General features: G+C 68.5%; 13 protein-coding genes and 1 pseudogene. 3 read left to right on the top strand and 11 right to left on the bottom strand.

The window, feature by feature from the left end; genetic code table 11:
- Positions 1–124: 124 nt before the first annotated feature.
- The 4 genes from M3B11_RS03470 to M3B11_RS03455 form a co-directional block, all read right to left on the bottom strand.
- Positions 125–919 (bottom strand): nucleotide exchange factor GrpE, encoded by a 795-nt coding sequence (locus M3B11_RS03470; RefSeq protein WP_259875387.1) that lies wholly within the window; start codon positions 917–919, stop codon positions 125–127.
- Positions 919–2,793 carry a molecular chaperone DnaK gene (dnaK, locus tag M3B11_RS03465; RefSeq protein WP_259875386.1) on the bottom strand — a complete coding sequence of 625 codons (1,875 nt, stop codon included), beginning with the start codon at positions 2,791–2,793 and terminating at the stop codon, positions 919–921. The genes M3B11_RS03470 and dnaK overlap by 1 nt, the downstream gene beginning before the upstream one ends.
- 176 nt (positions 2,794–2,969) lie before the next feature.
- Complete coding sequence (locus M3B11_RS03460) at positions 2,970–3,299, bottom strand: biopolymer transporter Tol (protein ID WP_259875385.1); 330 nt, start codon at positions 3,297–3,299, stop codon at positions 2,970–2,972.
- A gap of 127 nt (positions 3,300–3,426) precedes the next feature.
- On the bottom strand, positions 3,427–4,131 hold the full coding sequence (locus M3B11_RS03455) for a type II CAAX prenyl endopeptidase Rce1 family protein (protein WP_259875384.1): 705 nt from the start codon (positions 4,129–4,131) through the stop codon (positions 3,427–3,429).
- A gap of 25 nt (positions 4,132–4,156) precedes the next feature.
- On the opposite strand from M3B11_RS03455, the gene M3B11_RS03450 reads away from it, so the two are divergent.
- Positions 4,157–5,131, top strand: a complete 975-nt coding sequence (locus tag M3B11_RS03450) for an NAD(P)H-binding protein (RefSeq protein ID WP_259875383.1) — start codon at positions 4,157–4,159, stop codon at positions 5,129–5,131.
- 6 nt (positions 5,132–5,137) lie between these two features.
- On the opposite strand, the gene M3B11_RS03445 is transcribed toward M3B11_RS03450, so the two are convergent.
- A complete protein-coding gene (locus M3B11_RS03445) occupies positions 5,138–6,571 on the bottom strand; it encodes a PLP-dependent aminotransferase family protein (protein WP_259875382.1) in 1,434 nt (477 codons plus the stop codon).
- A 187-nt stretch (positions 6,572–6,758) separates the two neighbouring features.
- Between M3B11_RS03445 and pdxS the strand changes: the two genes are divergently transcribed.
- Complete coding sequence (gene pdxS, locus M3B11_RS03440) at positions 6,759–7,724, top strand: pyridoxal 5'-phosphate synthase lyase subunit PdxS (RefSeq protein WP_259875381.1); 966 nt, start codon at positions 6,759–6,761, stop codon at positions 7,722–7,724.
- Between the two features lie 40 nt (positions 7,725–7,764).
- Here the strand turns inward: pdxS and M3B11_RS03435 are convergent, their stop codons facing one another.
- Complete coding sequence (locus M3B11_RS03435) at positions 7,765–9,291, bottom strand: PQQ-like beta-propeller repeat protein (protein ID WP_259875380.1); 1,527 nt, start codon at positions 9,289–9,291, stop codon at positions 7,765–7,767.
- Positions 9,292–9,459: 168 nt separating this feature from the next.
- On the opposite strand from M3B11_RS03435, the pseudogene M3B11_RS03430 reads away from it, so the two are divergent.
- Positions 9,460–9,597: pseudogene (locus tag M3B11_RS03430) on the top strand (6,7-dimethyl-8-ribityllumazine synthase); the annotation flags it as partial.
- A gap of 11 nt (positions 9,598–9,608) precedes the next feature.
- On the opposite strand, the gene M3B11_RS03425 reads toward M3B11_RS03430, so the two are convergent.
- From M3B11_RS03425 to M3B11_RS03405, 5 genes are all read right to left on the bottom strand, one after another.
- Positions 9,609–10,616, bottom strand: coding sequence for a hypothetical protein (locus M3B11_RS03425; protein WP_259875379.1), 1,008 nt, complete (start codon positions 10,614–10,616; stop codon positions 9,609–9,611).
- Between the two features lie 459 nt (positions 10,617–11,075).
- A complete protein-coding gene (locus tag M3B11_RS03420) occupies positions 11,076–12,104 on the bottom strand; it encodes a glycine betaine ABC transporter substrate-binding protein (RefSeq protein WP_259875378.1) in 1,029 nt (342 codons plus the stop codon).
- On the bottom strand, positions 12,101–12,850 hold the full coding sequence (locus M3B11_RS03415; RefSeq protein ID WP_217006688.1) for an ABC transporter permease: 750 nt from the start codon (positions 12,848–12,850) through the stop codon (positions 12,101–12,103). Before M3B11_RS03415 ends, M3B11_RS03420 begins: the two co-directional genes overlap by 4 nt.
- A complete protein-coding gene (locus M3B11_RS03410) occupies positions 12,847–14,310 on the bottom strand; it encodes an ABC transporter ATP-binding protein (RefSeq protein ID WP_396121523.1) in 1,464 nt (487 codons plus the stop codon). Before M3B11_RS03410 ends, M3B11_RS03415 begins: the two co-directional genes overlap by 4 nt.
- Positions 14,303–14,944, bottom strand: coding sequence for an ABC transporter permease (locus tag M3B11_RS03405; protein WP_217006690.1), 642 nt, complete (start codon positions 14,942–14,944; stop codon positions 14,303–14,305). Before M3B11_RS03405 ends, M3B11_RS03410 begins: the two co-directional genes overlap by 8 nt.
- Between the last annotated feature and the right edge of the window lie 242 nt (positions 14,945–15,186).

Here is a 15,186-nt window from a genome sequence, read left to right as displayed (position 1 = left end):
CACGCACCGCATACGCAGGCGGTCTGCCTGCCCATCCGGTCCGTGCCCGAGGCGATGGCCGCCTCGGGAACGGAATCCACAGCTCACGCCGCGCTCGGCTCACGCCGGGTGCCGGCTGCGCAGATCAGTCTGCCGGAGCCTGCACGCCGACGCGGGCGGCGCGCAGCACCCGCTCGCCGAGCATGTAGCCCGGCTGCATGACGAGGAACACCGTGGGTGTCTCGACCTCGTCGCTGGGCTGCTGCATGAGCGCTTCGTGGATGTTGGCGTCGAACTCCTCACCGACCTCGCCGTACTGCGTGACGCCGAGCTTGGCGAGCGTGTCGAAGAGCTTCGTCACATGCGTGTCGAAGGGGCCCTCGACGTCGCCGTTCTCACGCGCCAGGCGGACCTCGTCGAGCACCGGGAAGAGCGCCTCGACGACGCTGGCGACACCGGCCTCCTTCGCGCGGTCCTGCTCCCGCTGGGAGCGCATCCGGTAGGCGGCGTATTCGGCGTTGATCCGCTTGAGGTGATCGAGCAGCTCGGCCTCGGTGTCGTTGGCCGGGCTGACGTTCTCAGGATCGAGTGCGCCGTCCTCTGCCTCCGCGCCCGAGGCGGCAGGCGCCTCGGCCTGCGCGGTTCCCTGAGCCTGCTCGGCTCCCTCAGACTGCGCTGCAGCCTCGGCCTGCGCGGCAGCCTCGGCCTGCTCGGTTGCCTGGGCTGCCGGTTCGGTCTCGGCGGCCGGTTCACCGCCGGTGGCGACCTCCGGGCCGTCGCTGTCGAGCTGGCCCTCGGCGGCAGCCGCCTGTGCCTGGTCCTGCGCGTTCGCGCCGGCAGGGCCGGAGCCGGCCTGGGGCTCGCGCACCTGGCCGGTCTCCGGGTCCACCCGACGCTTGTCGGTGAACGAGAAGCCCTGTTCAGGATTCTCGGCGGACATCACTTCTTCTCCTCGTCTTCGTCGACCACTTCGGCGTCGACGACGTCGTCCTCAGTCGCATCGGAACCGGCATCTGCGGTTCCCTCGGCTCCGGCAGCACCCTCGGCACCGCCCTCAGCGCCGCCCTGCTGGTACAGCGCCTCGCCGATCTTCGTCTGAGACTGGCTGAGCTTCTCGACGGCAGTCTTGACCGCGTCGTCGTCCTCGCCCTTGAGCGCTTCCTTCACCGCGTCGACGTCGCCCTGCACCTCGGTCTTGACGTCCTCGGGCAGCTTGTCATCGTTGTCGGTGATGAGCTTCTCAGTCTGGTAGGCGAGGTTCTCAGCCATATTGCGGGTGTCAGCGGCCTCACGGCGCTTCTTGTCCTCATCGGCGTGCTCTTCGGCCTCGCGGACCATCCGATCGATGTCCTCCTGCGGGATCGCCGAGCCGCCGGTGATCGTCATCGACTGCTCCTGGCCGGTGCCCTTGTCCTTGGCGGACACGTGCACGATGCCGTTGGCGTCGATGTCGAAGGACACCTCGATCTGCGGCATGCCGCGCGGCGCCGGGGCGATGCCGGTGAGCTCGAAGGTGCCCAGCGGCTTGTTGTCCCGGGTGAATTCGCGCTCGCCCTGGAAGACCTGGATCGACACGGAGGGCTGGTTGTCCTCGGCGGTGGTGAAGGTCTCGGACTTCTTCGTCGGGATCGGCGTGTTGCGCTCGATGAGCTTCGTCATCACACCGCCCTTGGTCTCCAGTCCGAGGGACAGCGGGGTGACGTCGATGAGCAGCACGTCCTTGCGCTCACCCTTGAGGACACCGGCCTGCACGGCGGCGCCGATCGCGACGACCTCATCGGGGTTGACGCCCTTGTTGGGCTCCTTGCCGCCGGTGAGGTCCTTGACGACCTCGGCCACGGCGGGCATGCGGGTCGAACCGCCGACAAGCACGACGTGGTCGATCTCGTCGACCGAGATGCCGGCATCGGCGATGACGGCCTTGAACGGGGCCTTCGTGCGCTCGAGGAGGTCCTTGGTGAGGTCCTCGAACTTCGCGCGGGTGAGGGTCTCATCCAGGTGGACGGGCCCGTTGTCGCTCATCGACAGGTACTGCAGAGAGATGTTCGTGCTGGTCGCCGAGGACAGTTCCTTCTTCGCCTGCTCCGCGGCCTCCTTGAGGCGCTGGACAGCGGCGGCGTCCTTGGTCAGGTCGACGCCGTAGCCGTTCTTGACCTGGCTGACGAGCCAGTCGACGATCTTCTGATCCCAGTCGTCGCCGCCGAGCTCGTTGTCACCGGAGGTCGCACGGACCTGGATGGTCGAGAAGTCATCATCATCCTTGCCGACTTCGAGCAGGGACACGTCGAAAGTGCCGCCGCCGAGGTCGAAGACGAGGATGAGCTCGTCCTCCTTGCCGCGCTCGAGGCCGTAGGCCAGCGCGGCGGCAGTGGGCTCGTTGATGATGCGCAGGACGTTGAGACCTGCGATCTTGCCGGCGTCCTTGGTGGCCTGGCGCTGCGAGTCGTTGAAGTAGGCCGGGACGGTGATGACGGCGTCGGTGACCTCTTCCTGCAGGTACTCCTCAGCATCGTGCTTGAGCTTCTGCAGGATGCGGGCCGAAATCTCGGGGGCGGTGAGGGTCTTGCCGTCGAGTTCGGTGGTCCAGTCGCTGCCCATGTGGCGCTTGACCGAGGCGACGGTGTTCTTGACGTTAAGCACGGCCTGGCGCTTGGCGATCTCACCGACGAGGGAGTCGCCGTTCTTGCTCACGGCCACGACCGAGGGGGTGGTGCGGCCGCCTTCTGCGTTGGCGATGACCTTGGGGTCGCCGCCTTCAAGCACGGCCACGACCGAGTTGGTGGTGCCGAGGTCGATTCCTACTGCACGAGCCATAATGTTTCTCCTTCTCTTCTGAGTCAGGCCCAGCCCGGCTGACGCCGGTATTGAGCGCATCTGGCTCAAGTCTGGCCACGCTGAATTCGACTGTCAAACCCAGCATCATGAAAGTTGCGTACACCAGACTCAACTTTGCGGGAGGGGAGATTATTCCGCCGGCGGGCAGATTTCTTTCAGCGACCCCCTTCGCGCACTGCGCCATCCCGGCGCGCCAGTCGTTCCAGCCGGTCGCGTGCGCGGGCGAGCCGCTCATCCTCGGTCAGCTCCCACCACGGGGTGCCGCGCTCACCGAGACCCTCTTTGGCCCAGGTGACGCGCTGCCGCAGCACTGCAGTCTGCTCGTCGTTCAGCTGGTGACGGCGGGAGAGCCGCGAGCGGGCAGTGCCGAGCGCACTCAGCAGCGGGGCGGTCAGCGCCTCGGGCAGCACAGGATCCTGGGCTCGCCAACGCCTGCCCTTGACGATGATGTAACGGCCGTCTGCGGTCCGCTCCGGAGTGCTCATGTGCGGCTCCACGCGCTCACGCTGCCCACCTCGGCACTGCCCACCTCGACACTGCCCACCTCAGTACTGCCCACCTCGGCGCCGGGAGGCCGTGGCGCGGCCGGTGCTGGGGCGATCCGGGCGGCCATCAGATGCCTCCCGGCACGGGGGCTGCGAGCGGGAAGAGCCCGACCATGGCGATCGACCACAGGCCATGGACGATGAGCGGGGCGAACCACTGGCCGGTCGATTCGCGGGTCCAGGCTGCCGCGAGCCCGACGACGGGGGCGGCGGCGATGAGGCCGGGGTTGAGTGTCGCGCAGGTGACGAGCGTGTAGATGACGGTCGGGGCGATCCATCGAGCGCGGCCGCGGAACAGGTCGGCCAGGCCGAGGCGGAAGAACACCTCTTCCGACAGCCCCGTGACGACAGCCGCCGCCAGCGTCAGCCCGGCCGCCGAGGTCCCGGCAGTCACAAGGGCGGCGGTGATCCACGGCGCGGTCGCCGGGATGAGGCTGAGGATCCAGCCTCCGAAGAACGACGCGCCCGCCAGCACCGCACCGATAGCCAGCGCCCGCCACCCGGCAGAGGCGGCGGTGAGGCGCGTCGGCGGCCCGGGTGCCGGATCAGCAGGGCGGTGGCGTGCGGCATGCGCACGCGCGAGCAGCATGAGTGCGATCCCGCCGAGTGTCCACACAGCGGCGAGGGCAAGGCTCCACAGCGGCAGTGCCGCGGTGCCGGCAGATGTGCCGAGGCCGAAGGCTTTGCGCAGGATGAGCGCGCCGAGGACAATGGTGACCGTCGCAGGCGCCCAGACAGCAGCACGCGAGGTGAGCACCAGCTGCGACGTCATAGCACCAGTCTAGGAGATAACTGCAATGCGAGTTCTGCTCATCGGCGCCACCGGCTACGTCGCCTCGCGTACGATCCCCGTCCTGCTCGATGCCGGGCACACCGTCACCGCCGCTGCCCGCTCACCCGAGAAGCTCAGGGCGTTCTGGTGGGCAGACCGCGTCACCGCCGCCCGGCTCGACGTCACCGATGACGCATCCGTATCAACGGTGGTGGCTCACAGCGATGCTGATGCCATCGTCTACCTCGTCCACGGGATGGACGGGTCTGACTTCCGCACAGTTGACCGGCAGTCAGCTCAGCGTGTGCGCCGGGCAGCCGATGCCGCAGGCATCAACCGGATCGTCTACCTTTCGGGGATCATCCCGGCTGTCGACAGGGAGCGCCTGTCCGAGCATCTGCTCTCGCGACTCGAGGTCGAACAGGAGCTCTCCCGGGCCACCGCCACCGTCATCACGCTGCGTGCGGCGATGATCATCGGGGCGGGTTCGACGAGCCTGGCACTCGTCCGGCAGCTGGCGACGCGCCTGCCGGTCACGGTGGTGCCGTCGTGGATGCGCCACCTCGTCGAGCCGATCGCCGTCACCGATGTGGCTGCCGCGATCGAGGCGGCGCTGCGGGTCGATCGGCCGACCGGGCAGTTCTCGATCGGCGGCGGGACGGTGATGTCGTACCCCGAGCTCATCGATCTGCTCACTGAGCTCAGCGGGCTCGTCCGCCCGCAGGTGCCCGGCGGCCCGCTGCCCGAGCCGCTCGTGGCGAAGGCTGCGGCAATGCTGACGGATCTGCCGGGATCGACAGTCGAGGCGCTCATCGAATCGCTTCAGGAGGACATGGTCTCCTCCGGCGACAGCTGGCGCAGCGAGCTGTTCGCAGGGGCGCCTGCCCACCAGCCGCTGACACCGCGGGCCGCCCTCGCGCGGGCGTTGGCACAGCCGGATCTCAACCTGCCGGCCGCCGAACGGGATCCGCTTGCGGTGATGCCCGGCGACCGCTGCTGAGCTCCATCAGCGCTGGCTGAGCTCGGCGCGCAGAGCCGCCAGGACAGCAGTCAGCTCCGGACCGGTGAGCGAGCTCAGCGCGATCTCGATGCCGGTCTGCTGCCCGCCGGTCCATTTGCCGGCGAGGTCGTCGACGAGGATGCCGCGCTCAGCGAGTGCGCGCCGCAAACGCCGCGCACCCCCGGCCGGCCGTTCGAGGATCGCCCGCCCGCGCACCTGGGTCAGCGGCAGGCCTGCGGCATCGACCGCCTCGGCAGCGGCTGCCAGCCGCTTGCGCATCCGCAGCATCCGCCTGCGCAGCCCGCCGGAGTCCAGGTAGTCGGCGAGCACTGCCTGGATGAGCGGTGAGGCGGCGGGACCGAGCATCCGGCGGTGGGCGGCGATCGCAGCGCTGAGCGGGCCGGTGGCGATGATGTAGCCGATTCCCAGGCGCGTGCCGAGCAGGGTGGCGAAGGATCCGAGGTGCAGCACCCGGCCGCTGCTGTCGAGGTCGGCGAGAGTCGGCGGCAGGCTGCCGGCGTAGCGGGCTTCGGTGTCGTAGTCGTCTTCGATCAGATGTCCGCCGCACGATTCGGCCCAGCGCAGCAGCTGCACGCGCCGGGTTGCGCTCATCGAATCTCCGTGCGGATGCAGGTGGTTGGGCGTCAGCAGCAGGGCGCGCAGCGGTGCCGGGATCGCAGCGGGGTCGATGCCGTCGGTGTCGACGGGCACATCGACGGTGGGGGTGTTCGCCAGCGCTCGGCGCAGACCGGGAAAGCCCGGGCTCTCGACTCCGAGCGCCGCGGGAGCGAGGACGTTGAGGACGGTGCGCAGCCCGTCGCGGGCGCCGGCGGTCAGCACGATGTCGGCGGGTTCGACCTGCATGCCGCGCACCAGCCGCAGGTGCCCGGCGATCGCCTGGCGCACCGTCTGGGTGCCGCAGCCGTCATCGCTGACGTCGCGGGTGTCGAGTCCGCGACGCCAGGCAGCCCGGAAGTCGGGCTCATGGCGCGGGTCGGGACGCACGCTCACACCCCGGGCATCGATGCGCACCTCCGCCGCGATGCCAGCGGAGTGGTGGGAGGGCACTGTCCGGACCGGCACGGCACGTGCCCCCGGGCGGCGCGCGGCCGAGCCCTGACGGGACCGAGCGCGAGAATCCAGGGCGCGGGCAGCGGAGGGGCGACGCGACGAGGCCGTCTGCAGTGCCGGGTTGACGCGTGTGCCCGAACGGGCGGCGGTGACGAGCTGGCCCTCGGCGATCAGGTGCTCATACGCCGTCTGCACGGTGCCGCGGGCGACACCGAGCTGTGCGGCGAGCACCCGGCTGGAGGGCAGACCGTCGCCCGGGCGCAGACGGCCGGCGGCGATCTCGGCCCGGATGCCGGCGACGATCTGCAGCGGCAGACCGATGCGCGAGCTGCGGTCGAGCCTCACCGTGAGATCCGCGTCATGCGCCATGAGCACCCCTCCCTCACCTGGCCTCGCGGCCATCCGGAACCGCGCACAACTGGACTACAGAATACCCCTGGATCTGGACCATTTCTGCAGTCCAATGCTCGCTAGGCTCACGAATACCCACCGGGCGCTTGGACGTCCGGCTCGCCACGCGCGGGTGCCAGGTGCCCGCCACGACCCAGGAGACTGCATGACTGCCACACTGAACCAGACCACCACCTCCAACAACGCTGAAGACACGCCCACCGCGGGCACTGCCGGCGACGCCGAGCACCAGCGCGCCGCCGACGCCCAGCTGAGCTCCGAACTCGCACGCTCACTGGCCGGCGGCGTCATCATGGACGTCGTCACCCCTGATCAGGCCCGCATCGCCGAAGATGCCGGCGCGGTGGCGGTCATGGCGCTCGAGCGGGTGCCCGCCGATATCCGCGCCCAGGGCGGCATCGCGCGGATGAGCGACCCGGACCTCATCGCCGGGATCCTCGATGCCGTGTCGATTCCGGTCATGGCCAAGGCGCGCATCGGCCACTTCGTCGAAGCGCAGATCCTGCAGTCCCTCGGCGTGCACTACGTCGACGAATCCGAGGTCCTCTCCCCTGCCGACTACGTCAACCACATCGACAAGCGCGCCTTCGAGGTGCCGTTCGTGTGCGGTGCCACCAACCTCGGGGAGGCGCTGCGCCGCATCAACGAAGGTGCCGACATGATCCGTTCGAAGGGTGAGGCCGGCACCGGCGATGTCTCCGAGGCGACCCGCCACATCCGCACGATCAGCGGTGAGATCCGCCGCCTGGCTGCGCTGAACGAAGATGAGCTCTATGTTGCGGCCAAGGAGCTGCAGGCGCCGTTCGACCTCGTGCGCACCGTCGCCCGTAACGGCCGCCTGCCAGTCGTCACCTTCGTCGCCGGGGGCGTGTCCACGCCTGCCGATGCGGCGATGATGATGCAGCTCGGTGCTGAGGGCGTGTTCGTCGGCTCAGGCATCTTCAAGTCCGGCAACCCGGAGGCACGGGCCAAAGCCATCGTCAAGGCCACGGCGAACTACGACAATCCCGAGGTGCTCGCCGAGGTCTCCCGCGGACTCGGTGAGGCGATGGTCGGCCTCAACGTCAGCGATCTGCCGGCCCCACACCGCCTGGCCGAGCGCGGCTGGTAAGTCGCAGCGCAGCTTCACCGGCGCCGCACAGCGGCGTCGTTCAGCCGCCGGTGACGGTCCACAGCGTGGTGGACTCACCGGCGGCTGCTGCGAACCAGCGGCCGGTGGCACTCGGCTCGGCATACTGGCCGACGGCGTGGGCCTCGGCGTGCTCCTCACCGTCCAGGGTGAAGAAGTGCACCGCATCGTTGAGCAGCACCGGGATGAGGCCGAGCTGCGGGAATGCGCCGTTGCCGCCGAATCCGTAGCTGCCTTCGACCGGATCGACCGGGTCGAGGTCTTCGCCTGCCTCCCACAGTGTCGATCCGTCAGCGGCGCTGACGGCCCGCACGCCCGCGTCGAGACCGGGCATGATGACCAGCGGTGCGTCGGTGCCGTCGACGGGTGTGTGGAGGCGGCCGTACTGCTCGTTGAACAGCCCGAATTCGAAGGCGTCTTCTGAGATGTCGGCGTGCCAGGCCTCGCCGTCGAGCAGTGAGCCGAGCACGAGGATCCGGGAAGCGAACAGCTGAGTGCTCGCGCACACAAAGGCACCCTCGGCTGTGGCGACCGGACGGGCGGCACAGTAGTCGACCGGTTCCTCACTGAAGTCGATACCCGCGGCGAGGTCAGGATCGTCAGCAGCGCCGAGCGGCGTGAGCATCCCAGAGCTCTCCGCCAGGTCCATCGGCAGCCTCAGCAGTGCGGTGCGGGTGGTGAACCCAGAGTACGGGTCGTCAGGGTCGGCTGTGCCGAAGGCGTAGACAAGCGTGCCGGGCGCCTTCTGCGGGTAGATGCCGAAGCCGAGGTCCTGCTCGCCGTACTCACTGAGGTCGACGGTGGCATGCTGGCCCGAGGCCAGGTCGAGGCGGGTGAGGAAGCTGCTGTCGCCGTCGCGCCACGGCAGATAGGCGTGCGTGCGATCCGGGGTGATCTGCAGGTTCGCCCCGCCCATGGGCTGCGCATCGGCGGCCGCCTGCACAGCCGGCCACGCCGGCTGGCCGGAGGCCGGATCGAGACCGAGGACCATGGCCTTCTGCTCCTCGCCGGTGCAGCTGCCGCGATCAGCGTCGATCATCCCGTATTCGAGCAGGATGATCCCGTCCTCGCCCAGTGCGCTCGTCCCGGTGGAGGAGGACGAGTAGTAGTCACCCGGTTCGGTGCAGCCGAGATCGACATCGGCAGGCGTATAGGTCCAGGCTTCGCTGCCGTCGCCCCAATCGAGTGCGCGCAGACGGCCGGTCCCGTCGTCGACGATGACGGTCTGGCCGCGGGAGTAGGCGGCCACGCTGTCAGGCTGGTCCATATCGACCTGCGCCTGGTGGCTCCACAGCTCAGCGCCATCGGCGCCGACGGCGACGAGCCTGCCGCCCATGGCGTCGGCGACCAGCGCCCTGTCAGTGTCGTTGTCGGCCAGCAGGCTGGCATAGAAGTCAAGGGTGATCGACTCGCTCAGCTGCGGCGGTTCCGGCGTGCTGGTCGCAGGTGAGCTGCCGGGTGCGTCATCTGCGGCCGTGCATCCGGCGGCCAGTGTGAGAGCGGCGCCTGCGGCGATGAGGGCGAGCGCGGAGCGGGAGAACGGGTGCATGACTGTTCCTTCGCAAGCAGGGACACCGTGATGATCCCCCTGGTGAGCATCCTGTCTTCGCTATGCCAGACGGGCCGAACAACGGTGGTGGCGAAACACGGAGGGCACCCGCCGCCTCGGGTGCGGTGACCGGTGTGTCCGCCACCGCCCGCCGCGGCCAGCGCGGCCGGGCTGCTGACCTGTGATGACGATGAGCAGGCCCACAGCCGGGCCGGGCTGCCGGGCTCGCGGGAGGACAAGGGACATGAAGCGGCGAGCGCAGCCCTTGCCGCACTCGCCGCTCTGACAGAGATCAGGACCGCCTGAGCAGCCGGATGTCAGTACCGCATCAGCGCTGCAACGTTCTCGACCCGGCCGTCGGAGATGATGACGATCGTGCCGGAGTTCTGCAGCGTCGACAGGATCGCGGAATCGACATCGCCGCTGCCCTCTGAGGCAGAGAGCGACGGGTTGATGAACAGCGTATCGACCCGCCCCTCGGCAGCTGCCTCGCGGATGACATCGGTCTGGGTGACGCCGCGGCCGGTGCCCTGCGCATCGGCGAAGCGGGCGTAGGCGGCGTCATCGCGTTCGGCGAAGGCCGGCATGACGACCTCCCATGCATCGGCGTGCAGCTGGCCGGGCGTGCGGTCGTCGGGGTTGCCGGCGACCATCTCGTCAAGCAGCGCCGGGTAGGTGCACACGGGCTTGAACAGCGGCATCGCCTCGGCCACGGCTGCGAGGATCAGCGGCTGGCTGCGGGCTTTGCCAAGCAGCGTTCCGACTCCTTCGCCGACAGCCTTGACGAACTTCTCGACGAAGATCCTCTCGACCTCACCGCCGACGCCGTGGCCGTGGAACATGGCACGGTCCCCACCGACCGAACGGCTCTGCAGCTGCCGTTGCCGCTCATCGGGGTCGACGACGTCGTCCATGCTCTGCGGCACGGTCTCACCGAGGTCGAGTTCGACGATCGAGTCCTTCGTCGCGTCGAACAGGCGCACCTTGTTCCGCGACATCGCCAGAATGTAGAAGGCATGGGACTGAGCGAGCGCCGGGGCGATCGGGCGGACCGTCATCGACTCGCCGACGCTGACGTGCTCGCTCAGCGGCACACCGAGCCGGTAGGTCAGCGTCATGCCCGTGGCTGCGTAGAGGGCCAGCCCGTCAGCCTGATGGCGCCAGAACGGCCCGTCATTGACGAGATCGTTGAGCGGGGCGAGGATCTCCTTGGCTTCCTTCGCCTCGACGCCTGCGTCGGCGAGCTTGCGGCCCGCCTCATCGAGCAGCGACTTGAGCCGGGTGGAGGATTCGCGGGATTGATGATCCGCTCGCGATGTCGGCATCAGGATGGTCACCTTGGGCCCTGCGGCCTCAGCCATCCTCTTGAGATCAGTTGGGTCAACGTAGTCAAATGAACCGAGAGTATGAGTGACATCCATACACAGAGCTTAGCGATGCAGGTCACACTTGTGAACTGGTGCCAGCAGGCGAGACCTCTAGTTTCTGCTCTCAAGGCACGCGTATCCCGCAGATGCGAGCTCCGATACGATGGGCATCCGGCCGGTTGCGCGCCTTTCCGCCGTTGTCGCGGCATCTGCGAGGACGGCCCGATCGCAGCAGACGAGCCGCTAGCTCTCGGCTGAGCGCTGTGTCCTCCGCGCGGCCGAGTCCGCGCTGCTGCCGGTGGCGTGCCCGCACCTGGAAGAACCGCGCAACCGCATAGACCGAACCGATGATCGGGGCGAATTTCGCCGCTTCCTTCCGTCACGTGTCGGTGACAAGCCTACCGCCTGGCCGCCGGGTCACCTTTCGGTGACGAAGCCTTCGTCGACCATCCAGCGCAGCGCCACGTCGACGGGGTCATCACCGTCGACGTCGACCTGCCGGTTGAGCTCCTGCATCTGCTCGGTGGTGAGCTTCTCGGCGATCGGCGCGTAGACCTCTTCGAGCTGCGGGTACTCCTCGAGTGTCTGGGTGAAGAACACGGGGGCTGCGTTGTAGGCGGGGAAGAACTGCCTGTCGTCTTCGAGGACGACGAGGTCCATCGCCTTGATCCGGCCGTCGGTGAGGTAGACGTTGCCGAAGTTGCACTGCCCGGCGGCCGTTGCGGAGTAGATCGGGCCTGCGTCGTAGATGCCGATGTTGTCCTCCGGCGTGCCGCCGGCTTCCCCGCGCGGAATGTCGTAGGCCTCGAGCATCGGGGTGAGCCCGTCGGGCCGGGAGTTGAATTCGGCGGCCACGCAGATCGTGCGGTCCTCCGGTTTAAGATCTGCCAGCTGCGACATCTTCGTCACCCCGCCGAGCTCACCGGGGGCGTCGGGCCGGATCGCCATGCCGTAGGAGTTGTTGAGCTCGGCTGCCGGACCCCAGGTCAGGCCGTTGTCCAGGTCGGCGTCGTGGACGGCCTGCCACTGCTCGTGCGGATCCGCGATGCCCTCTTCCTCATTCAGGTAGGTCAGCCAGGCGGTGCCGGTGTACTCCCACGTCAGGTCCGCCTGCCCGCTCGTCATGAGCTTGCGGGCTGAGACGCTTCCGGGCACGTTCGTGAGGTCCTTGACGCTGAAGCCGGCGGCCTCGGCGGCAAGGACGGAGATCTTGCCGAGGATGACCGCTTCGGTGAAGTTCTTGCTCGTGACCGTGAAGACCTTCCCGTCGGCGGCACCGGGGATCTCCTCGATCGATCCGGGGCTCACCGGCGGGATGTAGGCGGCCGAAGGCTGCAGTCCGCAGGCACCGAGCGCCAGGGTGCTCAGCAGTGCGATCCCGGCGCCGAGGCGGCCGAGCCTCGTGCGTCTGCGGCTGACTGGGGTGGTGGTCGGGTGGGATGTCATGCCAGTCCCTTCGGCCGTACGGCCAGTTCGACGACGCGTCCGGTCCAGTCGACGACGAGGGCGAGCAGGGCGACGAGGATGGCCCCGGCGATGAGCACCCGGGTGAGGTCGAGGGTCACTCCGGTCGTGATGAGCAGGCCGAGTCCGCCGCCGTTGACGAAGGTCGCCAGGGTGGCGGTGCCGACGAGCAGGACGAGTGCGGTGCGGATGCCGGAGAGCATGACGGGCACCGCAAGCGGCAGTTCGACGCGGAAGAGCACGGCGGCGGCGCTCATGCCCATACCGCGGCCGGCTTCGATGAGCTGCCGGTCGACCTGGGTGAGGCCGACCATCGTGTTGCGCAGCACCGGCAGCAGTGCGTAGACGACGAGTGCTGCGATGGCGGCCTGCAGGCCGAAACCGAGCCAGAATCCGAACAGCACGATGATGCCGACAGCCGGGGCGGCCTGGCCGATGTTCGCCACAGCCATGACCGGTCCTGCGGCCCGGCGCAGGGCCGGGCGGGTGAGCAGGATGCCGAGCGGGATCGCCACGGCGAGCACGATGACGGCTGAGACGACGGTGAGCAGCAGGTGCTCCAGCGTCAGCGACCAGACTGCGCCGGGTGCCAGAGTCGAGGATTCGACGTCGGTGAGATCCGTGGTCAGCAGCCACCAGATGAGCACGCCGAAGGCCACGACGATGAGCCCGGCCTGCACGAGCAGGTCGCGGATCTCCCGGCGCTCTCCGGCGGTCAGGGTGCTCATGGCCTGTCCCCGTCTGCGCGATGCGCGCCGGCTGGAGGATCGGCGCGTTCAGTTGTGCCGCGTGCCGTGTCGCGGCCGGCCGCATCGTCACCGGCGCCACCGGCGTCGCTGGGGTCTGCGGCCGGGTCGTCACCGGTGTCTGCGGCCGGGTCTTCGCGCTGTTTGGCTGCGATTGCCTCGTCGGTGTTGCGGCCGGTGCGCCCGTCGTCTGCCGGGATCTCGAACTCCTCGGGCGTGTTCTCCCCGTGCGGGGCCTGGGCGGCGGCGCAGTGGGCTCGGCCGTTGAGCCCGGAGATGACGTCCATGATCGTGTCGACGGTGACGAGGCCGAGCATCTGACGGCGGCGGCCGACGACGATCGCCGAGGACGTCGTCGTCACGAGCATCGAATCGAGCGCATCGTTGAGTGAGGCGCGGTTGTACACCACCGGCAGGTCCTCATTCACCTGAGTCGGCAGGGTGGTGAGGCGTTCGAGCTGGCTGGCGACGAGCCAGTCGACGGGCCGGTCCTGGTCGTCGACGACGACCACATAGTCATCTCCTGCCGCCCGCATCGTCTCCACCGCCTCGGCGACGGGAGTCCCGGCACGCACACGGACCGGATCGGTCAGCTCGACATCGTCGAGGCGGGACAGGGACAGCTGCTTGAGCCCGGCGCCTGCGCCTATGAAGTCCTCGACGAAGGAGTTCGCCGGCTGGGCGAGGATCCGTTCGGGTGAGTCGTACTGGGCGAGGATGCCGCCTTCGCGGAAGATCGCGATCCAGTCACCGAGCTTGACGGCCTCATCGAAGTCGTGGGTGACGCACACGATCGTCTTCTTCAGCTCGGAGTGGATGGCGATGAGCTCATCCTGCAGCCGCTGCCGGGTGATCGGGTCGACCGCACCGAAGGGCTCATCCATGAGCAGCACCGGCGGGTCTGCTGCCAGCGCCCTGGCGACACCGACGCGCTGCTGCTGGCCGCCGGAGAGCTCGCGGGGGAACCGGTCGCGGTAGGCGGCCGGGTCGAGGGAGACGAGTTCGAGCAGCTCGTCGACGCGGGCGCGGATGCGCCTGGCATCCCAGCCGAGCATCTTGGGCACCAGCCCGATGTTCTTGGCCACCGTCATGTGCGGGAACAGCCCGCCTGCCTGGATGACGTAGCCCAGCCGGCGGCGCAGCCTGTCGGCATCGAGGTCGGTGACGTCCTCCCCGTCGATGAGCACCCGGCCGGAAGAGGGTTCGATGAGCCGGTTGATCATCTTCAGCGTCGTCGTCTTCCCGCAACCCGAGGGCCCGCAGAACATCACGATCGAACCGGCCGGGATCTCCAGATTCAGCCCGTCGACAGCCGGTGGCTTGCCGGAGTCGTAACGCTTGGTGATCCCCTCCAGGGTGATCGACACGCCCTGGGTGCCCGAATCGTGCTCGGTGCCGGCCGCCTCGAAAGCGGTGGATGCAGTTCGGTGGTTCTCAGACACGGATACCCCTCGGAATGGTCAGACGGCCGACTGCCACAAGCAGCAGGTCGAGAATGAAGGCGAGGATGATGACGCCGACGACGCCGATGACGACGGATTCGAGCGAGTTCGCCCCGCCGAGGCGGTCGAGGCCGGAGAAGATGAAGGCACCGAGGCCGGGGCCCAGGGAGTAGGCGGCGATGGTCGCGATGCCCATCACCATCTGCCCGGAGACGCGGACACCGGCGAGGATGACCGGCCAGGCCATCGGCAGTTCGACGGTCAGCAGGGTGCGCATGCGGCTCATGCCGATGCCGCGGGCGGATTCGACGACGTCGTCGGGGATGCCGGAGAGCCCGACGATGGCGTTGCGCAGGATCGGCAGGGCGGCGTAGAAGGTCACGACGATCACGGCGGGGATGACGCCGAAGCCGACCGGGGCGATGAGCAGGCCGACGAGTGCGAACGACGGGATCGTCAGGCCGATCGCCGAGATGCTGTTGGCTGCTGCGGTCAGCGCTGAGGAGCGGTAGGACAGCACGGCGATGACGACGGCGATGAGGGTGGCGAGCAGGAGGCTCTGACCCACAAGGCTGAAGTGCTGCCAGGAGGCGAAGAGGATCTGGTCAGAGCGCTGCGTGAAGTACTCCCACACGTGCGTGACTCCCCTCGGCTGCCGTCAGCGGATCGTGCCCTTGACCTGCAATTCTACACGTGCCGGCAGATAACCTCAGGGTGCCTTGCCGGTTGTGGCGTCTGCTGGGGTGGTTGCCGTTCCCGAGGTGGGGGTTGGCGTTGCCAGGATGGGGGTGTCGCGCGTCAGACTTAGTGGCAGGGCCGTTATGTAGGTCCTGAAGGAGATTCAGACATGGGTAGACCACCCTCGATTCCGGCGGA

Origin of the sequence: Brevibacterium sp. p3-SID960, assembly GCF_025144725.1 — a bacterium.
Taxonomy (GTDB): domain Bacteria; phylum Actinomycetota; class Actinomycetes; order Actinomycetales; family Brevibacteriaceae; genus Brevibacterium.
Note: the sequence above shows the minus strand (reverse complement) of the source record. Positions and strands in the feature narration are given on the sequence as shown.